This window comes from Croceicoccus sp. BE223 (genome assembly GCF_031457155.1).
Taxonomy (GTDB): Bacteria; Pseudomonadota; Alphaproteobacteria; order Sphingomonadales; family Sphingomonadaceae; genus Croceicoccus.
This window is the reverse complement of sequence record NZ_JAVDWB010000007.1, coordinates 101,034-120,974: the sequence shown is the minus strand read 5'-3', so window position 1 is coordinate 120,974 and position 19,941 is coordinate 101,034. Positions and strand designations below refer to the sequence as shown.

At 63.0% G+C, this 19,941-nt stretch carries 20 protein-coding genes; 15 read left to right on the top strand and 5 right to left on the bottom strand.

Annotation, left to right across the window (positions count from 1 at the left end):
• Positions 1-52 precede the first annotated feature (52 nt).
• The 8 genes from J2X37_RS14275 to J2X37_RS14240 are packed head-to-tail and all read left to right on the top strand — an operon-like array spanning position 53 to position 6,967.
• Positions 53-1,213: an acyl-CoA dehydrogenase family protein gene (locus tag J2X37_RS14275; protein WP_310022520.1), complete on the top strand. Its 1,161-nt coding sequence runs from the start codon at positions 53-55 to the stop codon at positions 1,211-1,213.
• Between the two features lie 18 nt (positions 1,214-1,231).
• On the top strand, positions 1,232-2,239 hold the full coding sequence (locus J2X37_RS14270) for an acyl-CoA dehydrogenase family protein (RefSeq protein ID WP_310022518.1): 1,008 nt from the start codon (positions 1,232-1,234) through the stop codon (positions 2,237-2,239).
• A gap of 13 nt (positions 2,240-2,252) precedes the next feature.
• Positions 2,253-3,047, top strand: a complete 795-nt coding sequence (paaG, locus tag J2X37_RS14265; RefSeq protein WP_310022516.1) for a 2-(1,2-epoxy-1,2-dihydrophenyl)acetyl-CoA isomerase PaaG — start codon at positions 2,253-2,255, stop codon at positions 3,045-3,047.
• Entirely contained in the window at positions 3,044-4,039 is a 996-nt protein-coding gene (locus J2X37_RS14260) for a nitronate monooxygenase family protein (RefSeq protein WP_310022513.1), read from the top strand. Before paaG ends, J2X37_RS14260 begins: the two co-directional genes overlap by 4 nt.
• Entirely contained in the window at positions 4,036-4,245 is a 210-nt protein-coding gene (locus J2X37_RS14255) for a ferredoxin (protein ID WP_310022511.1), read from the top strand. The genes J2X37_RS14260 and J2X37_RS14255 overlap by 4 nt, the downstream gene beginning before the upstream one ends.
• Entirely contained in the window at positions 4,245-4,622 is a 378-nt protein-coding gene (locus J2X37_RS14250; protein ID WP_310022507.1) for a VOC family protein, read from the top strand. The genes J2X37_RS14255 and J2X37_RS14250 overlap by 1 nt, the downstream gene beginning before the upstream one ends.
• A gap of 33 nt (positions 4,623-4,655) precedes the next feature.
• Positions 4,656-5,765 carry an acyl-CoA dehydrogenase family protein gene (locus J2X37_RS14245; protein ID WP_310022505.1) on the top strand — a complete coding sequence of 370 codons (1,110 nt, stop codon included), beginning with the start codon at positions 4,656-4,658 and terminating at the stop codon, positions 5,763-5,765.
• Complete coding sequence (locus tag J2X37_RS14240; RefSeq protein WP_310022503.1) at positions 5,765-6,967, top strand: acyl-CoA dehydrogenase family protein; 1,203 nt, start codon at positions 5,765-5,767, stop codon at positions 6,965-6,967. The genes J2X37_RS14245 and J2X37_RS14240 overlap by 1 nt, the downstream gene beginning before the upstream one ends.
• A 2-nt stretch (positions 6,968-6,969) precedes the next feature.
• Here J2X37_RS14240 and J2X37_RS14235 read toward each other — a convergent pair whose 3' ends face one another.
• The 5 genes from J2X37_RS14235 to J2X37_RS14215 form a co-directional block, all read right to left on the bottom strand.
• Positions 6,970-8,082, bottom strand: a complete 1,113-nt coding sequence (locus J2X37_RS14235) for a Gfo/Idh/MocA family oxidoreductase (protein ID WP_310022501.1) — start codon at positions 8,080-8,082, stop codon at positions 6,970-6,972.
• Positions 8,083-8,087: 5 nt separating this feature from the next.
• Positions 8,088-8,855 carry an SDR family oxidoreductase gene (locus J2X37_RS14230; protein ID WP_310022500.1) on the bottom strand — a complete coding sequence of 256 codons (768 nt, stop codon included), beginning with the start codon at positions 8,853-8,855 and terminating at the stop codon, positions 8,088-8,090.
• Entirely contained in the window at positions 8,852-9,709 is an 858-nt protein-coding gene (locus tag J2X37_RS14225; RefSeq protein ID WP_310022498.1) for a MaoC/PaaZ C-terminal domain-containing protein, read from the bottom strand. The genes J2X37_RS14230 and J2X37_RS14225 overlap by 4 nt, the downstream gene beginning before the upstream one ends.
• A 45-nt stretch (positions 9,710-9,754) precedes the next feature.
• Positions 9,755-10,612: an SDR family NAD(P)-dependent oxidoreductase gene (locus J2X37_RS14220; protein WP_310022496.1), complete on the bottom strand. Its 858-nt coding sequence runs from the start codon at positions 10,610-10,612 to the stop codon at positions 9,755-9,757.
• A 135-nt stretch (positions 10,613-10,747) separates the two neighbouring features.
• The gene (locus J2X37_RS14215; RefSeq protein ID WP_310022494.1) at positions 10,748-11,995 is read right to left on the bottom strand and encodes a cytochrome P450; all 1,248 of its coding nucleotides are present in this window, start codon (positions 11,993-11,995) and stop codon (positions 10,748-10,750) included.
• A 371-nt stretch (positions 11,996-12,366) separates the two neighbouring features.
• Between J2X37_RS14215 and J2X37_RS14210 the strand changes: the two genes are divergently transcribed.
• The 7 genes from J2X37_RS14210 to J2X37_RS14180 all read left to right on the top strand — a co-directional run bounded on the left by J2X37_RS14210 (position 12,367) and on the right by J2X37_RS14180 (position 19,925).
• The gene (locus J2X37_RS14210; RefSeq protein WP_310022492.1) at positions 12,367-13,614 is read left to right on the top strand and encodes a MaoC family dehydratase N-terminal domain-containing protein; all 1,248 of its coding nucleotides are present in this window, start codon (positions 12,367-12,369) and stop codon (positions 13,612-13,614) included.
• Positions 13,615-13,691: 77 nt separating this feature from the next.
• Positions 13,692-14,684 carry a LysR family transcriptional regulator gene (locus J2X37_RS14205; RefSeq protein ID WP_310022491.1) on the top strand — a complete coding sequence of 331 codons (993 nt, stop codon included), beginning with the start codon at positions 13,692-13,694 and terminating at the stop codon, positions 14,682-14,684.
• Positions 14,685-14,790: 106 nt separating this feature from the next.
• Positions 14,791-15,591, top strand: a complete 801-nt coding sequence (locus tag J2X37_RS14200; RefSeq protein WP_310022489.1) for an SDR family oxidoreductase — start codon at positions 14,791-14,793, stop codon at positions 15,589-15,591.
• 15 nt (positions 15,592-15,606) lie between these two features.
• Complete coding sequence (locus J2X37_RS14195) at positions 15,607-16,818, top strand: acetyl-CoA C-acetyltransferase (protein ID WP_310022487.1); 1,212 nt, start codon at positions 15,607-15,609, stop codon at positions 16,816-16,818.
• A 135-nt stretch (positions 16,819-16,953) separates the two neighbouring features.
• Positions 16,954-17,274 carry a 2Fe-2S iron-sulfur cluster-binding protein gene (locus J2X37_RS14190; protein ID WP_310022485.1) on the top strand — a complete coding sequence of 107 codons (321 nt, stop codon included), beginning with the start codon at positions 16,954-16,956 and terminating at the stop codon, positions 17,272-17,274.
• Between the two features lie 13 nt (positions 17,275-17,287).
• The gene (locus tag J2X37_RS14185) at positions 17,288-18,199 is read left to right on the top strand and encodes an SDR family oxidoreductase (RefSeq protein WP_310022483.1); all 912 of its coding nucleotides are present in this window, start codon (positions 17,288-17,290) and stop codon (positions 18,197-18,199) included.
• A gap of 574 nt (positions 18,200-18,773) precedes the next feature.
• A complete protein-coding gene (locus J2X37_RS14180) occupies positions 18,774-19,925 on the top strand; it encodes an acyl-CoA dehydrogenase family protein (protein ID WP_310022482.1) in 1,152 nt (383 codons plus the stop codon).
• The last annotated feature ends 16 nt before the right edge of the window (positions 19,926-19,941 follow it).

The window sequence follows — 19,941 nt, the reverse complement described above, 5'->3', positions numbered from 1 at the left end:
GGACGCGGGCTGGCTAGACCCGCTGCAACGCCAAACACGGGGCAGTTGATTCATGGATCTCAAATTTTCCGCCGAGGATCAGAAATTCCGCGAGGAAGCGCGCGAATGGCTGAACGCGAATGTCTTCAAGGAACGTCGTCCCCACGGCGGCGAGGAAATGCGCGAATACGACATGGCCTGGCAGAAATGCCAGTACGATGGCGGCTGGGCCGGCGTTTCGTGGCCCAAAGAATACGGCGGCATGGGCCTTGGCCTGACGCGCCAGCTCATCTGGTACGAGGAGTACGCCCGCGCCAACGCGCCGGACAACCACCTGTGCTTCGTCGGCCTCAATCACGGCGGGCCAACGATTATCGCCCGCGGTGACGAAGACCAGAAGAAGCAACACCTGCGTCCGATCCTATCGGGCGAGAAAATCTGGTGCCAAGGCTTCTCCGAACCGAACGCGGGGTCCGACCTCGCTTCGCTAAAGACCCGCGCCTATGTCGATGGCGACGAACTTGTCGTTACCGGGTCCAAGATCTGGACCAGCCACGGGCACCTTGCCGACATGCAGGAACTGCTGGTGCGCACCGATCCCGATGCGGCCAAGCACCGGGGCATCAGCTGGGTCATCTTCGATATGAACACGCCGGGCCTCGAACTGCGGCCGATCGAGATCATGACCGCCCCGAACCACACGCACTTCGTGCAATGCTTCTACGATGAAGCGCGCGTGCCGCTGAAGAACGTGGTGGGCGGGCTCAACAACGGCTGGTCAGTCGCCATGTCCACCCTCGGGTTCGAGCGCGGGACCGCGCAGATCAAGGACCAGATCCGCTATGCCTTCCTCGTGGAGGAAATGATCAAGCGCGCCCGCGACCGGTACGGCGAGGAATTCATCGACAACGACGAATTCGGATCGCGTCTGGCGCAGCTTCGCGCCGACATGGCAGCCGCCCGCGCGATGACCTACATGGTCGTAAGCAGGGCCCAGCACGATGTCAGCCCCGCGATGGCTTCGCTCATGCGCGCCATGGTGGGCCAGGTGCAGCAGCGCGTTCGCCGCCTCGCCTTCGACATCATCGGCACCGACGGGCTGGAAAACCCGGAAGACGACGACTGGGTGTACTTCTACCTGCGGACCTACGCGACGACGATCGCCGCAGGTACGTCGCAGATCCAGCGCAACATCATTGGCGAGCGCGTTCTCGGCTTGCCGCGCAGCCGCTGATTTTCAGGAGACTAGAGCGTGGACCTGCTTCCTTCCGATGATCAGCAGCAGATCGTCGACACCATCAAGGACTTCCTCCGAAACGAAGCGCCGGTCGACCGCCTGCGCGAGTTCGGGGCCATCGGCAACCCCGACGCCAGGCTCTGGCCGCAGCTGGGCGAGCTCGGCTTCTTTGCCCTCGGGCTGCCCGAGGACAAGGGCGGTGTGGGTTTCAGTGCCGCCGAGGAGATGCTGGCCTTCCAGCAGTTCGGCTATCACCTCGTCTCGCCCGTGATCTTCGGCTTGGTGCTGGGCGCACGCATTGCCGCGTTCGCAGGCGACGAGGACTTGCGTGACGAATTGCTGGCAGGCGGACTCAAAGTCGGCCTCGCCAACTCGCGCGGGGCTGCGGCAGGGCCGAAAGACTACCATCTGTTGGAGGCCGAGGACGCCGACTGGATCCTGTTCGTCACCGAAGCCGAAGCAGGGCTCTATCCGCGCGACGCCTTCGACGGGATCACGAGGGTCGATTCGACGGACAGTGTCCTCATCCTCGAGCGTGCGAAGCTGGTCGGCTCGCCGCGCGTCTCGATCCCTGCCGACGTCGACAACATCCATGACCGTGCCTTGATGCTGATCGGCGCCTACGCCGTGGGCATTGGCGAAGGGGCGCGCGACCTTGCGGTCGATTATGCGGGCATTCGCGAACAGTTCGGCCAGCCGATCGGCGCGTTCCAGTCGATCAAGCATATCTGCGCCGACATGGCTATCCGTTCGGAGGCGGCGCTTTGCCAGGCATCGTTTGCCGCGCTGGTGATGGACGAGGGTTCGCCCGACACGCCGTTCCACGCCACGGCCAGCAAGATCGTGGCCTGCGAAACCGCGGTCAGGAACGCGGCCGACTGCATCCAGGTCCACGGCGCATTCGGCTTCACGTCCGAGGCCAACGTGCATCACTATCTCAAGCGCGCGCATTTTGCCGACATGATGTGGGGTGCTCTTCGCGAACAGCGCAAGCGCATTCTCGCCTTCCCGACACCAGCCTGAGGCCGATGACAGCATGGCATACGAGACGATCATCCTCGACGTTGCAGGCGGTGCCTATCGCCTGACGCTCAACCGGCCCGACAAGCTTAACAGTTTCAATGCGAGGATGCACGAAGAAGTGCGTGACGCGCTGACCCGGATCGAGGACGACGCCGGTGCGCGCGTCCTCCTCGTTACCGGGGCGGGCAGGGGCTTCTGCGCCGGCCAGGATCTGGGCGACCGTGATGTGAATGCAGGGCCGCTCGACCTCTCGCAAGGGCCGCAGAACGACTACAACCCACTGGTGCGCCGGTTGGTCGCGCTGCCGCTGCCGGTGATCTGCGCCGTCAACGGCGTGGCCGCAGGGGCCGGGGTCAACATCGCGGCCGCCTGCGACATCGTGGTCGCCAAGGCTTCGGCCAAGTTTGCCCAGGCCTTCTCGGCGATCGGGCTTGTCCCGGATTCGGGCGGCACCTATCTTTTGCCCAAGGCTATGGGTCAGGCCCGCGCCATGGCCTTCACCCTGCTCAACGAGCGTCTCACCGCGCAACAGGCGGCCGAATTCGGCATGATCTGGAAAGCGATCCCGGACGAGGATTTCGATGCCGAGGTCGATGCCATGTTGGCCAAGCTCGCCAATGCGCCGACGTTCGGGCTTGCTTCAGCCAAGCGCGCGATCCGCGAAAGCTGGTCGTCGACGCTCGACGATGCGCTGGATCGCGAGCGCGATATGCAGAAGCAATGCGGCCTCTCGCCCGATTATAAGGAAGGCGTGAATGCCTTCAAGGAAAAGCGGGCGCCGCAATTCTCCGGAGCGCGACCGGCATGACCAGGTTAAGGACACGGTTCACCGAGGTCTTCGGGGTCGATCATCCGATCGCGCAGGGCGGAATGCAGTGGGTCGGCCGCGCCGAGCTGACATCCGCGGTCGCCAACGCGGGTGCGCTCGGCTTCCTGACCGCGCTGACCCAGCCCACGCCCGATGACCTGATGAAGGAAATCGAGCGTTGTCGCGGCCTGACCGACCGGCCGTTCGGCGTGAACCTCACGATCCTGCCCTCCATCAATCCTCCACCCTATGCGGAGTATCGACAGGCGATCATCGAGGGTGGCGTCAAGATCGTGGAAACCGCCGGCTACAGGCCGCAGGAGCATGTCGACGAGCTCAAGAAGCACGGCGTAAAGGTCATCCACAAGTGTACGGCCGTCCGGCATGCGCTATCGGCAGAACGCATGGGCGTGGATGCGATCTCGATCGACGGATTCGAGTGCGCGGGTCATCCGGGCGAGGACGACATTCCGGGCCTCGTGCTGATCCCGGCGGCGGCCAACGTAGTCACGGTGCCCATGCTCGCCTCGGGCGGCTTTGGCGACGCACGCGGCCTGGTGGCGGCGCTCGCGCTGGGGGCGGACGGCATCAACATGGGCACACGTTTCTGCGCGACCGAAGAGGCGCCGATCCACCGTAATTTCAAGCAGGCGCTGGTCGACGGGGACGAGCGGGCGACGGCCCTGATCTTCCGCACCTATCGCAACACGGCGCGGGTGGCGAAAAACGCGATCAGTGAAAAGGTCATTGCGATCGAGGCCGAGGGGAAGCCGTTCGAGGAAGTGGCCGCCTTGGTCAAAGGCGCGAAGGGCCGCGAAGGGCTGGAGAGCGGCAATACCGAACACGGCATCTGGACTGCGGGCATGGTGCAGGGAATCATCAACGACATCCCGACCGTTCGCGAACTGGTCGAAACCATCGTCGGCGAAGCTGTCGACATCATCGGCGGAAGGCTGGCGGATGCCATCGCTCGCGAGGAGGAACACGCATGACTGTCAAGATCCGCACCGACGTCGAACGCTGCGTCGGCCACGCCCGCTGTGCCGCCGTTGCCCCCGAGGTCTATGACCTCGACGACAACGGGTTCAACACCACCCCTTACAAGGAAGTGGACGAAAGCCTTCGCAAGCAGGCGATCCGCGGCATGCGCGCGTGTCCGGAAAAGGTCATCACCATCGAAGATGGAGAAGACTGCTGATGATCGGCTATGCGGTCATCGGTTCGAATGACGTCGAGAAAGCGAAACGCTTCTACGATCCGCTCGTCGAACTTCTGGGGGGCACCCAGGTGCACAGCTTTGTGCGCGGCGTGTTCTACGGCGATGGCCGCATCGAGCTGGCGGTAGTGACCCCGTTCGACGAAAAGCCCGCACAAGTCGGCAACGGCCAGATGGTCGCGCTCGCGGCCTCCGGCCGTGCCGCGGTCGACAGGGCCCACGCCCTCGCTCTCGAGCTAGGCGGCAGCGACGAGGGTGCGCCGGGCGTCCGCAGCAAGGATCCCGATGGCTTCTACGGCGCCTACTTCCGCGACCCGGAAGGCAACAAGCTCTGTGTCTACTGCTGGGGTCCTGCCTGATCGCTCTGCGAAACCGGGCGGGACGGAGAAACCATGAACTTCGATTTTTCCGATGACCAGGAAGTGCTGCGCAGCGAAGCACGCAAGTTCCTCGACGCGCGCTGTCCGCCAAGCAGGGTGCGAGCCATCCTGGACGATCCCGGTCGGGGCCATGACGCCGAACTCTGGCAGGAACTGGCCGAGCAGGGCTGGACCGCGCTGACCATCCCGGAGGAGCACGGCGGCCTCGGGATGAGCCGGACGGACCTTTGCGTACTTGCCGAGGAACTGGGCCGCGTCCTCGCCCCGGTACCATTCGCATCCACCGTGTTCGTCCTTGCCGAGGCGCTGATGCTGGCGGGCACCGAGAAGCAGCGCGAACGCCTGGCCGATATCGCGACGGGCGAATGCATCGGCTGCCTCGCCGTTCACGAAGGTCCGGGTGAGCCCTCCCGCGCGAAAGTGAACGCACGGGTGGAGAATGGACTGCTGACCGGCGTCAAGGAACCGGTGATCGACGGCATGTGCGCCACCGATGCGCTCGTCTGGGCGCGGGACGATAACGACGTTCCCCGGCTCTACCTCGTCTCGCTTGCGCACCAGGGCGTGAGCCGCACCCCGCTCGCAACGCTAGACCCTTCGCGCGGGATCTCCCGCATCGAATTCCGCAACGTCCCGGCCGAACCCATCGGCGAACCCGAACTGCTCGATCGCCTGCTGGACGGCGCGGCCGTGTTGCTGGCATTTGAACAGGTGGGCGGCGCGGACCGCGCGCTGGAACAAGCGGTTCAATTCGCGAAGGAGCGCACGGCCTTCGGGCGGGAGATCGGCAGCTACCAAGCCATCAAACACAAGCTGGCGGACGCCTATGTGAACAACCAGATCGCCCGTTCGAACGCCTATTACGGCATCTGGGCACTGGATTCGGACAGCGCGGAACTGCCCCAGGCCGCCGCCGCCGCGCGCGTCGCGGCTTGCCAGGCGATGTGGTACGCGGCGCGTGAATCCATCCAGACCCACGGCGGCATCGGATTCACGTGGGAGGCGGATCAGCATCTCTTCTACCGCCGCGCGCTTCACCTCGACATGGCGCTCGGCTCACCGCGCGTGTGGCGCGACCGCCTTTTCGCCGCCCTCGAAATGCACGGAACGGAAGCGGCCTGATGGACTTTTCGGACACCCCGCAAGAAGCCGATTACCGCGCCCGCGCGCAGGCTTTCCTCGATGCGCACGCGATCGATCTCCCCTCGCTGTCGGGCACCGAGGACGAGCGCCTGGAGCGCCAGCGCAAGTGGCAGGCGATCAAGGCCGGGAACGGATTTGCGTGCATCACCTGGGCCCCGGAATGGGGCGGGGCGGGCGGCACCGCGCTGGAAGCGGTCATCTTCCGTGAGGAAGAGGCGCGACGCGGCGTACCTGACGCGTTCTTTGGTATCGGTCTCGGCCTCTGTGTGCCCACGATTATCCGCTATGCCACCGACGCGCAAAAGGAGAGCCTCGTTGCGCGGGCAGTGCGGGGCGAGCAGATCTGGTGCCAGCTCTTTTCCGAGCCGGCTGCCGGGTCCGACCTCGCCGGCGTTCGCGCCAGGGCGGTGCAGGATGGCGACGACTGGGTGATCAACGGCCAGAAGGTCTGGACGAGCGGCGCGCACTATGCGGACTATGGCCTGATCATCGCGCGCAGCGATCCGGACCAGCCCAAGCACAAGGGGCTGACCATGTTCTTCGTGAAGATGGATTCCCCGGGCATCGAAGTTCGCCCCATCCACCAGATGTCCGGCGGTATGGAGTTCAACGAGGTCTTCTTCAACGACGTCCGCATTCCCGACGAACAGCGTCTGGGCGAAGTGGGCGAGGGATGGAAGGTCGCCATTTTCGCGCTGATGAACGAACGTGTGCAGGGCGGCAAGGAACGCGGTGTCCCGGCAGCGGAGACAATCGCACTGGCTCGCCGGACCCCTACCGGTGATGCGACGTTGGCAGACGACGGCTCGTTTCGCGCGGCCTTCGCCGACTGGTACGTGCGTACCCGCGGCGTCCAGCTGACCCGCTATCGCACGCTTACCGCGATGTCGCGCGGCCAGACGCCGGGACCGGAGGCGTCGATCGGCAAGCTCGTTACCGCTTTCGAACTTCAGGAAATGTCGCGTCTCCTCGTCGAGGCGCAAGGGCCCTATGGACTGGTGGACGACCCCGCCTTGTCCATGCTGCAGGCCGAGGTGCACCACGATCTGCTGCACGCGCCCGGCATCCGCATCGCGGGCGGCACCGACGAGATTCTACGCAATATTATCGCTGAGCGCGTGCTGGGCCTGCCCAAGGGACCGCAACCCGACAAGGGCACGGCATTCTCCGAGACGAGATGAGATCAGTCGCGCTCGACTGCAACCCAGGCGCGAGAAGCGGCCGCGCGCCTTGTTGCATCGAGCACCGCCTCGACGTGAAAGGATGCCTCGAAATCGGGCCATGCGCTTTCACCATGCCGGATCGCGCGGATCATCTGTTTCACTGCTGGTGCGATATCATGCACTTGCGGAATTGTCGGCGGTTTCGCAAACACGATGCCGTCGGGTTCAAGCAAGTCGGGATCGAGGTCGAGTGAGGCAAGCGGCTTGCCGCCCGCGGCTCCCAGCAGGCGCAGGCGGGGTCCGCAAGCAAAACCTTCCTCGTCGATGGTCATTACCGTCATGTCCTGACAGGTAATTTCCATCTGCCAGCCAGTCTTCCCGGGTGAGGACCAGCCAAGCGCCAGTGTGCCCATCACTCCCGAACGGAAGTGCAGCAAAAGCTGCGCAGTGTCCTCGACTTCAGGTCGCATCACGGTGCCGTCGTCAAAACGCCATTCGGGCCGGGCAATCTTGACCTGTGCGGCAACCTCCTCCACCGGGCCGAGCAGGCAGGTCAAGAGATGCAGCGAATGGGTGCCCAGGTTGCGCATGGCCGATGCCCCATGCTTGCGCACGCCGAACCATTTCCAGCCGGCGCCGCCCGCATCGGCGGCAGCGAAATGGCTGATATGAAGCCGGGCGTTGACCGCGAAAGGCGCGCCGGTCGTGCCAGCCTCGATCATGCGCTTCACCTGCCGGTGGGCAGGCTGCCACGGGAACACGGAATCCAGGACGCAGACCTTGCCTGCCGCCCGCGCTGCATCGCGTATCCGTCGCGCGGAGTGGAGGTCGGCTGCAAAATTGGCGCTGGCGAACACATGCTTGCCATGTGCCAGTGCAGCCAGCACCATCGGCATTCGGAGATCGGGCCGGGTGCCGACGTCGATGATATCGAGTTCGGGATCGGCGCACATTGTGGCCGCATCCCAGAAGGGGCGGCCGATGCCATATTCGCGTGCCGCAGCCTCAGCCGTTTCCCGGCGCGAAGTGCATACGGCCGTGACCTCCGCCTCCTGCGTAGCGTGCCAAGCGGGCAGATGCGCGCGCATGCCCCAGTTCGCGCTGACGATGCCCACTTTCAGTTTGCGAGCCACGTTTTCTAACCCCGGCCGATGAAGGGCATGGCGGTGGCAATCACCGTCATGAATTGCACATTTGCAGAAAGCGGCAGGCCCGCCATGAACAACACTGCGTCAGCCACGCTTTTAATGGGCATGATAGGTTCGGCAACGATGCGGCCATCGGCCTGCTGCATTCCTGCGACGAGGCCTGCGGCAGCGCCCGTTTCCGCATTGCCGATGTCGATCTGGCCGCAGGCGATCTCGTGTGCCCGGCCATCGAGCGCGATCTGGCGCGTCAGTCCGGTGATTGCGTGCTTGCTGACGGTGTAGGGTGCCCCATTGGGCCGCGGGACGTGAGCTGAAACGGATCCATTGTTGACGATCCGTCCGCCCTGCGGTTGCTGCGATCGCATGATGCGATACGCAGCGCGGGCACACAGGAAGGCGCCCGTCACGTTGGTTGCCAGCACCCGCTCGAAATGGCTCAGTTCCACTTCGCCGAATTCCGTTTTCGGCGCCGAGGTTCCGGCGTTGTTGAATAACAGGTCGATGCGCCCGTAACGCGCGAGCGTCTGCGAGAACGCCAAGTCGACCATGGCCTCGTTCGCCACGTCGGTTGGGCAGACCAGAGGCGGCGTTCCAGCCAAGTGGCACTGCTCCGCGGTCTCTTCAAGGTGCTCGCGCTTGCGACCCAGCAGCGACAGTCTCCACCCCGCGCGATCGAGCGCTATCGCGGTCGCCCGGCCAATACCGCTTCCCGCGCCGGTGACGACGGCGACTCTTGCGATCGGGCCAGAACCTGTCATCGCAGGACCGTAAGGCCATTTCTGATGACGGTTTTGCCGCGTTCGGGCACCTGGGCCTCGAACGAGATCGTCTTGTCGTCTTCTTTCCAGAGCTTTATCCGCAGTGTGTCGCCGGGGAAGACCGGAGAGGAAAAACGCGCCTGGTGGCTGGCGACGATGCCGGGGTCGAAATCGCAAAACGCCTCGACGACCGCGCGGCAGGTGAATCCGTAGGAGCACAGGCCGTGCAGGATCGGTCCGTCGAAGCCTGCGGCCTTGCCGCGCTCGGGGTCGATGTGCAGCGGGTTGCGGTCGCCCGACAGCCTGTAGATGGCGGCCTGGTTGCCCGCGGTGCGGTAGTCCACGATCTTGTCGGGCTCACGCTCGGGGGTAGGGTGCGGCTTGGGCGTGGGTGCGATCGACCCGCCCGAACCGCCGTCGCCGCGGGCGACGATCGTGCGCTCAAGCGTGGCGATCGGCTCGCCGTCGGCCTTGTCGCGCAGGACAGTCTGGCGAACGATTATGGCACCCTTGCCTTCGCCCTTGTCGAAAACCTCGACCACGCCGCTGTCGGCGACGATCGTGGCAGCGACCGGCATCGGGCGATGCAAGATCGTCTTTTCCTCGCCGTGCAGCACGAGCTTGTAGTTCACGCCCAGTTTGTCGGTCGGCACACCCGCGCCCCACGCGACGACCGTGGCAAGCGTCGGCAAAGCCCGCAGGTCCTGCTCATAGACGAATGGCAGTTCGTCCGTGTTCATCGGATCGTTGCCCATGCCCACGCCCAACGCATAGAGCATCGTCTCACGGTCGGTGTAGGTGTATTCCTTTCCCGTTTCCCTGAGTTCGAGAATGGCGGGATAGCTGATCGGCATCGGGAACAATCCTCTTATAATGTTTCAATGCGCAGGGCGAGGGGCCTACTCGCTCTGCGGTCCGTATGCCGTGACCCATTTGGCGGGACGATCCGGGAAGAAGATTTGGCCTTCCTCGGCTGCCTTGGCGATGTCGTGGGCGCTCAGATCCTCGCCGGGAACGAAGCCGTCAGTCACCTCGAACCTGCATTCGCCGACCCAGCCACCGCCAGCCATAAGCGTCTTGCCGGTCTGCTCGCCAGACAGGTCGCTGACCATGTACAGCAGCGTCGGGGCGACGCGGTCAATGTGGAAGACCTTCTTGTATTCGTCGGGCATGTGTGCGGTCAGGGCCGTGGCGGCGGCCGGCGCGATATTCCATGCGCGGATGCCGAATTTCTTGCCCTCGATCGCGAGCGAATTGGTGAAGCCGATTGCCCCGCATTTGGCGGCGCTGTAGTTGCTCTGCCCGAAATTGCCGCGGATGCCGGCGGTGGAGGTCGTGTTGACGATGACGCCGCCCGATCCGTTCTCCTTCATCCAGGTGAACACCGGCTTCGTCGCGGCGTAGAGCGCCTTGACGTGGACGTGCATGACTGCATCCCACTGCGACTCTTCCATTTTGACGAGGGAGGCATCGCGCAAAATGCCCGCATTGTTGACGAGGATGTCGACCCGACCGAACGCGTCGAGCGCGCTCTTCAGCAAACTTTCGCCGCCTTCGATGCTGCCCACGTCGGCAACGTTGGCGACAGCCTTGCCGCCGGCATCGACAATCCCCCGAACCGTGCCTTCCGCCGCTTCGGGCGAGAAGTCGTTGACCACCACGGACGCACCTTCGCGCGCCAGGGCCTGTGCATACGACTGCCCCAGTCCGGCGCCAGAGCCGGTCACAATGGCGACCTTACCGTCAATCAGACCCATACCGTCAAATCTCCTTTGCCAATCCGACGGCCTTGGCAATCGGGTGAAGTCGCATGCACGACATTGACTGCTCATAAACGCGCACTCTCAACCCGCTTGGAAACGCCGGGGGAGATTGCGCGCCACCATCTTGGGTTACTTGGGCTCCCACACCAACTGCAGTTCTTTCATGCCCATAACGCCGCCTCCGAGTGTGACGGGCTCGAAGCCCGGCTTGAGCGAGAACTCGGGAATGCGCTTGAGCCATTCGTCGATCGCCACCTGGATCTCGCGGCGGGCCAAGTGCGATCCGAGGCACCGGTGCGGGCCGAAAGAGAAGGCGTTGTGCCGGTTGGGGCTGCGCTCTAGGTCGATGATCTCGGGGTTTTCGAACTCTTCGGGGTCGCTGGTTGATAGCAGGGTCGAGCCGGCGACCATGTCGCCCTTCTTCATCGGCACGCCGAACATGTCGGTGTCTTCGCTGACGATGCGGCCGGTGGTGACGACCGGGAAAGCGCGAAACAGCTCTTCCACCGCGTCGGGGATTTTCGATGGATCCTCGCGCAGCATCTTTTGCGCCTCGGGGTGCTCCGCAAGGTAGCGAAAGTGGAACGTGAGCGAGCTGACCACCGTGTCGAGCCCGCCGATGAACAGCAGGAACACCGTGCCCATCACTTCCTCGTCGGTGTAGGGACGGTCACCGGCTTTGAACTGCAGAACCTCGGAGACGAGCGTCCCAGGGCGGGGATTTGCGCGGTGTTCGGCGATCTGCTCGTCGAGAAAGGCCTTGACTTCGCCCATGGCCTGCCCGCGCTTGGTGCGATCATGGACGATCATGTCGGCCCAGTTGCGGAATTTGTCGAGTTCGTCGTCGGCCATGCCCATCAGTTCGAGGAAGATGCGCACGGGCATTTGTTCGCCGAAGGCACGGATGAACTCGCACTCACCTCTGTCCTTGATGCTGTCGACCAGTTCGGCCGCCATCTCGCGCATGCGCGGCTCGAGCTTGTTGATGCGACCTGGCGAGAGCAGGGGGTTGAGCGGTGCGCGGAACTGGGCGTGTTCAGGCGGATCAACCTCGAGTGGAAGAAGCTTCCAGGTTTCGCCCATCGCAAAGCTGCGCGGTTCGGCCGAGCTGAACAGGTTGGCTTCCTGCAGCATCTTGCGGATATCCTCGGCACGGGTCAGCACCCATGCGCCCTTGCCTTCCCCCCCTCGGTCCTGATGGCTCAGCGGCGAATAGAAGACCTTTGGACCCTTATGGAACTCGGCGATCTGCTGATGCGGGCAGGAACCCAGGCCAGTGCGGAAATCGAGGAAACGCACTAATTCCGAGGGGACGTGGTCAGGTATTTTCCACTCTGTCGTGCGCTGCGGTTCGTCGTGCGTCATGGGTGCGCTCATCGCGATTTCCTCTCGTTTTTGCGCTCGTGTCCGTTTGGCTCGACTCGGCGCGCGTTCAGTCTGGTTCCCATGTTCGACATTACTGATGGTTTTACAGTTTTCAAGCAATCAGGCTTCTCCTAGCACCCCTCTTCGCGCTCGCAACATGGCAGGGCGAAATTATTGTGTTGTAAAATTAGGCACTTAGCATTTTAATCTTATTAAGAGGCGATGTTCCCTAATACCGGGTTATGGAGAATGTCTCATCAAATGATAGTTGACACTCTTTCAGTTATGGAACATTTTCAGATTTAAGGAGACCGTCCCGCGAACACTGATCGGGACAGGTTTGGCGGGGTAGGGCCTGCAATTACAAGATCTTGGGAGAAGTCATGGCTGAAGCTGATTCGTCTGCGGGTCGGATTACCGACGAGGACATAGAGCGTGCGCGCCGTCAGATCGGCGTGCCGAAATTCGCCTACAACAAGCCGTTCAACGAATTGGCTTCGCCCGATGGCATGCGTCACTTCGCCTTCAACTACGGTGACGACAATCCGCTGTTCAACGACCGTGCCTATGGCCGCAAGACACGTTGGGGCGACCAGATCGCCCCGCCCCTGTTCCTGCACACCACCGGCACCAACATGACGCCCAAGCCCGACGCCGAACTGAAGGCGCTGTTCAAGGGGCTCTTCCGCGGCGTCGGCAAGTACTACACCGGCGTCGACTGGACATGGTGGCGTCCGCTCTATCCCGACCAGCAGGTCTTCGTGGAGCGCGTGACCTCGGACGTGTCGATCAACGAATCGTCATCGTTCAGTGGCGGACGCACAGTTACCGAGACGTATCGCGACCTCTATGTCGACCATGCTGGTCTGCCCGTCGGTAGGCGCGAGGAGCATTACCTGTCGGCAGAGCGAGGCGGAACGAAGAAGAGCGGGAAGTACGCCGACATCAAGCGCCAGACCTACACGCCGGAAGATATCGCTAAGATCGACGAAGTTTATGCGAAGGAAACGCGCCGCGGCGCGGAAACCCGCTTCTGGGAAGACGTCGAGGTGGGCGAGGAAATGACCCCGCTGGCCAAGGGGCCGCTGACCATGGTCGACATCATCTCCTACCACATGGGGATGGGCCTTTCCTCCAGCGGCATCGGTCCGCTGGGCCTGGGCTACAAGCAGCGAAAGAAAATGCCGGCTTTCTATGTCGAGGATTCGCACGGCGTGCCCGACGTGGTGCAGCGCGTGCACTGGGACCACGAGCGGGCGCAGCAGCTCGGCCTGCCCAGTTCCTATGACTACGGCCAGATGCGCACGAGCTGGCTGATCCACCTGTGCACCAACTGGATGGGCGACGATGCCTGGCTCTGGAAGTTTTCATGCCAGTCACGCGCGTTTAATTTCATGGGTGATACCACGATCTGCTCCGGCAAGGTCGTCGCCAAGCGCGAGGATGGCATCCACCGCGTCGTGGACCTCGAACTGGCGTCCATGAACCAGCGCGGACAAAACACCGCGCCTGGCACAGCGACCGTCATCCTGCCCAGCCGCGATGCGGGCCCCGTGGTTCTGCCGCAGCCCGAGAATGCGATGCTACTGGCCGGAGCGAAAATGCGACAGCCCCCTAATGGGAAAGCTTAGCTTTTCGGCAGTTTAGGACACGATGATCAGGAAGCGATCAAGCGAACAGTTACAAAACAAGAATGGGAGAGCGAGAGATGGCAAAGCTAAGCGGCACGAAAAGAGCCCAGGGCCAGTCTGTCAAGCGGGCGAAATTGGCTGCGTCGGATACCGCCAAGGGCGGCGCCTCACAGTTCAGCGTTGAATACCTTCTCTTCTTCAGGGCTGTGGCAGACAACCTCAGCTTTACAAAAGCTGCGCGCGAATTGAACATCGATCAATCCTGGCTCTCTCACAAGATCCGCCAGTTCGAGGAGATGCTGGGGATCACACTTTTCATTCGCAACACCCGCCATGTCGAGCTTACGCCGGCAGGCCGGGTGCTGCTAGAACCGGTACAGCGCCTGTCCACGTTGGTCGAGGAAACCCGTGCCGTTACCGAAGCGCTTTGCGAATCGATGAAGGGCGTGCTTCGCGTCGGCTGTTTGCCGTTCAGCTTTCCCGATCCGCTGCGAACCGCGTTGATGGATGATTTCATCGACCAGCACGAAAACATCCGCCTGCAGGTTACCAGCGGTCCGACGCCGATGTTGCTGGATCAGCTGCGGCTCGGCAAGATCGACCTTGCCTTCGTCTCGGCACCCTTCGACGAAACCGACCTCGACTTGCTGCTGCTGCGCGAAAACGAGTTCTGCTTCCTGATCCCCAAAGATCACATCCTAGCCTCGAAACAGGTGATCGAAGAGCACGACGTCGACGGCATGAAGCTCATCATTCCGTCGCCCAATTATCATCCGGCGGCGTTCGAACTCTACTACAAGCCACTCTCCAAGGCCGGGGCGATCCTGGAATCGATCCCCGAGTTCCAGAGCGCGGCCACCTATGCGCAGGACAGGCTGCAGCCCGTGGTCTGCACGCGCTATGCGGCGGAACGTTACAACAACGAGAACTTCGTGCGCCGCCCGGCTCGCTTCCTGCCGCCGTGCCGCAAGTATCTCGCAAGGCTGAGCGAGCGCCAGACGCCGTCGCAGATCCTGATGTGGGAATTGGCCGAAAAGTCGCTGCAGGAAGTGCACAAGGTAGCCGCCTGAAACTTCCGGCGTATCGTTGCCGAGACGGCCAACCCTGTATGGCGAGGGGCCACAACACGGCTTCCTCGCCGCTATTTTCCTACCTGCTTGGCGAAGGAGCGCAGTGATGGACCTCGGTCTGGCCGGTCGAAATGTCATCGTGCTGGGCGGAACCCGCGGAATCGGCTTCGAAACTGTGCGCCTGCTGGCCGAGGAGCGCGCCAATGTTGCCGTCGTCAGTCGAAATCCGACGGCGGCGCAGGCCGACCTTGACGCGTTGGCCGCGCGACATGGCGTGAACGTGATCGGGATCGCCGCCGATGCCTCGCAGGCGGGTGCGGTCGAGCGGGCAGTGGCAAATGCCATTGCCGCGCTGGGTACGATCGCGGGCATGGCGATTACCAACCACTGGATGGGCAAAAGCCGGGATTTCCCCTTGATCGACGACGACGAGTGGGAGAGCTATTTCCAGCATTCGCTCATGGCGGTGGTGCGCGCGGCGCGTGCCATCCTGCCGCACATGGCCGATGCGGGCGGGGGCAGCCTTGTCATCACCAGCGCCTATTCCGCGCGCGCGGCCAAGCCGTTCATCCCTGCCTATGCCGCGTTCAAGGCCGCGCTGAACAACCTCGTCAAGTCACTTGCCAAGGCCTACGGCGCGGCGGGCGTGAGGGTGAACGCGGTTGCACCGGGGGCGATCCGCACCGGCCGCTACGACGAACGTCTTGCGCTGCTGCGGGCCGAACGGCCAGAGATCTCGCAAGGCGAGGCCGAGGCGATCATGCTGGGCCGCATGGAGATGAAGGTGGCGCTCGATCGCATAGGAGATCCAGCGGAGGTTGCCGAGCTAATCGTCTTTCTGCTGTCCCGCCGCGCTGCCTATGCCACCGGGCTTATCGCCAATATCGACGGCGGCACCGATTTCTGAACGGGAGAACATTCCTTGACGCGTAGAGTTGCGATCGTTTCACCGTTGCGGACACCTATCGGCCGCTTTCTCGGCACGCTGGCGCCGGTCAAGGCGGAAGAGCTCGCCGCCCACGTCATCCGCGGCGTCGTCGATCGCTCCGGCGTCGATCCCGAACGGATCGAGGATGTCGTCATGGCGCAAAGCTATGCCAATTCCGAGGCGCCGTGCATCGGGCGTTGGGCCGGCCTGGCGGCGGGCCTGCCGATCAGCGTGCCGGGCATGCAACTGGATCGTCGGTGCGGCGGCGGCCTGCAGGCGATCGCCACCGCGGCCATGATGGTGCAATCGGGCACGGCGGATTGCGTTCTGGCGGGCGGCGTCGAATCCATGTCCAACATCGAATACTACACGACCTCGATGCGCGGCGGGGCACGTGCGGGCAGCGTGAAGCTCTACGACAGGCTCGACCGTGGCCGCGAACGTTCGCAGCCGATCGAAAGGTTCGGCGTGATCTCGGGCATGATCGAAACGGCCGAGAACCTTGCTAACGACTACGCCATTACGCGAGAGGCATCGGACGCATTCGCCGCCCGCAGCCAGAAGCGCGCCGCGGCCGCGTGGGCCGATGGCCGTTTTGACAAGGAAGTGCTTCCAGTTCCCGTTCCGCAGCGCAAGGGCGACCCGCTGATTTTTGCGAGGGACGAGGGTATCCGAGCCGAGACGACCACCTTTTCTCTGGGGGCCCTGCGTCCCATATCGAAGAACGGCACCGTGACCGCCGGCAATTCCAGTCAGCAGAACGATGCTGCCGGCGCCTGCTTGGTCGTGGCAGAGGAGAAGCTGATCGAACTTGGCCTCGAGCCGATAGCATGGTTCACCGGTTGGGCGGCCTATGGTTGCGATCCCTCGCGAATGGGCATTGGCCCTGTTGGCGCGGTCGCCCACCTGTTCGAGCGGCAGAAGCTAGGCTGGAATGACATTGACATACTCGAGATCAACGAAGCCTTCGCGGTTCAGGTCCTGGCCTGCCTCAAGGATTGGGGCATTGATCCCGACGGCGAGTGGGCGGATCGGATAAATCCCAACGGATCAGGTATCTCGCTGGGCCATCCCATCGGCGCGACCGGTGTTCGCATCATGACCACGATGCTGCATGAAATGGAGCGCAGCGGCGCCAAGCGCGGGCTCGAGACGATGTGCATCGGTGGCGGCCAAGGCATTGCCGCGGTCTTCGAACGCCCCTGATCCGATGCTGCCGAGTTAAGGCGGGAAATGCGATAGTTGCACGTTAGCGGTAATGGCCCGACGCCGCATCACCGACTAAACGGGACATTCAAGCCGGTCTCATTAACCGGTCCGAGCAAGGAACGAGAGCAGAAAATGGTCAAAGTAGTCTTCAAGAAGGAAGGGGCGGACGACCGCGTCGTTGAGGGCGATGAAGGCATGAGCGTCATGGAAACCGCGCTCAACGGCAATATTGGCGAGATCCTCGCCGATTGTGGCGGAGCTTTGTCGTGCGCGACCTGCCACGTCTATGTCGCCGAGGAGTGGCAGGACCGCGTCGGCAAACCCGACGATGAGGAAGAGGCGATGTTGGAAATGGCCGTCGATCCTGACGATCGCAGCCGCTTGTCGTGCCAGATCAAGCTTTGCCAAGAGCTCGACGGGGTAGAGATAATTCTCCCCAAGTCGCAGCTTTAAGAGGGGAAATTCGATGGGTCTGCTTGATGGCAAGGTCATTGCGATTACTGGTGCCGGGCGTGGCATCGGCCGCGCCTTGGCGTTGGAGTGCGCCGCACAGGGCGGGAGCGTCGTGGTAAACGATTTTGGCGGTTCGCTCTCGGGCGAGGGTGCCGACCACGGACCCGCCCAAGCGGTCGTCGCCGAGATTCAGGCTGCCGGCGGCAAGGCTATCGCGAATCTTGCCAGCGTGTCCGACCCCGAGGGTGCGGCCAGCATCGTCGAAGATGCGATCAAGACGTTCGGTCGGATCGACAGTGTTGTGAACAACGCGGGGGTATCCCGCGACGGAATGTTCCACAAGATGAGCCACGAAAACTGGCTCGCCGTCATCGACGTCCACGTCAACGGATCGTTTTATCTCTCTCGCGCCGCGGCCCCGCACTTCCGCGACCAGAAAAGCGGCTCTTTCGTTTTCATGACATCGACGTCGGGCCTCATCGGCAACGTCGGCCAGTCGAATTATTCGGCAGCGAAAATGGCGCTCGTCGGCCTGTCGAATTCGCTGGCGCTGGACTTCAAGCGCTATGGCATCCGTTCGAACTGCGTCGCGCCCTTTGCGTGGAGCCGCATGACCGAAAGCATCCCCGCCGAAACGCCCGAAGCGCAAGAGCGGGTGGAGCGTCTCAAGACTATGACCAGCGACAAGGTCGCCCCCATGGTGGCCTTCTTGTGCTCAGACGCGTCGAGCGAGATTTCGGGCGAGGTTTTCTGCGTTCGCAAGAATGAAATCTTCCTTTTCAACCCGATGCGTCCGATCCGTTCGGTCCACCGCAGCGAGGGCTGGACGACCGAGACGGTGGCAAACGAATTCCTGCCCGCCATTCGTCCCAGCCTGCGCAAACTGGAGGTTTCCAGCGACGTGTTCGCCTGGGATCCGATCTGACCCATGCCCGCTAGCTCGCCCTGCTGCTTCCGAGCGGGGATGAGCTGGCGTCATGGCTCTTCGAGATAAACCTGCGGTGGCGTGCGCGAGAACAGGGTGCCAACTCCTCTCTCGTTCTTGTGCCGATTGCCCAAAATCGCCGACCCAGGTTACTGGGCGGCGGCCCGATCTTCCGGCGCGGTTATTCGCCCCGTCGATGCCACCATTGTTGCGTCGGCGGGCGAGGAACTGCCGCTGCATCCTCGTACACATTTCCTCGGTCACATTGCCCAGCAAACCGATCGGAACCGGCGCGAGCATCAGGCTCGCCTGACGAAACAAGATCGAGCAGGGCGCAGGAGCGCCTGTGCCCATACGACGCGGGATCGCGCGCGCCGGAACGTCCTCTTGCGGGCGATTTCCTGCATGCCGAGGGCGGCCGCCAAACCGCGGGTGAGAACCAGCGGCCGCCTTCGGCGCGGTCCCGGCACTTGTCTTGGGGGTGCAATTTCCTGAATAGGGATCAATACCACTTGGGACCGCAGAGTGCGCGGATTTATGTCTCTGGGGAACTTGGAAATCCGGAGTCCGATCATTGAGCGAGTCTTTTCCCGAAATCCGCGAAGCCGTCAGGCGACTGTGCGCCGACTTTCCGGGCGAATATTGGCAGAAACTGGACCGCGAACGCGAATATCCGACCGAATTCGTCCAGGCGCTGACCCAGGCCGGCTTCCTTTCCGTGCTGATTCCCGAGGAGTATGGCGGGTCGGGTCTTGGCCTTGGTGCGGCCACGGCAGTGCTGGAGGAGATCCACCGTTCGGGCTGCAACGGCGGCGCGTGCCATGCCCAGATGTACACTATGGGCACGGTGCTCAAGTATGGATCGGAAGAGCAGAAGCAGAACTACCTGCCCAAGGTCGCGTCGGGTGAACTGCGCCTGCAGGCCTTCGGCGTGACCGAGCCGACCGCCGGCACCGACACCACCCGTATCCGCACTTTCGCCAGGCGCGACGGCGACGATTATGTCGTCAACGGGCAGAAGATCTGGATCAGCCGCGCCGAGCATTCGGACCTCATGGTCCTGCTGTGCCGCACCACCCCGCGCGAAGAATGCAAGAAGCCCTCGGACGGCATGAGCGTGCTGCTCGTCGACATGCGCGATGCCGTGGGCAACGGCCTGACGATCCGCCCGATCCGCACCATGCTCAACCACGCAACGACCGAACTGTTCTTCGATGACCTGCGCGTCCCCGCCAGCAACCTCGTCGGGCAAGAGGGCCAAGGCTTCAAGTACATCCTGTCGGGGATGAATGCGGAGCGCATCCTGATCGCCGCCGAATGCATCGGTGACGGCCGCTTCTTCATCGACAAGGCCACTGCCTACGCCAACGACCGCAGCGTTTTCGGGCGACCGATCGGCGAGAACCAAGGTATCCAGTTCCCCATCGCCCGCGCTTATGTTCAGCTGTCGGCAGCGGCCGAAATGGTCGACAAGGCTGCGCGTCTGTTCGACGAGGGCCACCTCGGCGGTACCGAGGCGAACATGGCCAAGATGCTGGCGTCGGAAGCCAGCTGGTACGCCGCGGACATGTGCATCCAGACCCACGGCGGCTTCGGTTTTGCCGAGGAATACGATGTCGAGCGCAAGTTTCGCGAGACTCGCCTCTACCAGGTTGCGCCGATCAGCACGAACCTGATCCTGAGCCACGTCGCAACGCATCAGCTGGGGCTACCCAAAAGCTTCTGATCGATTGCTTTCGGAA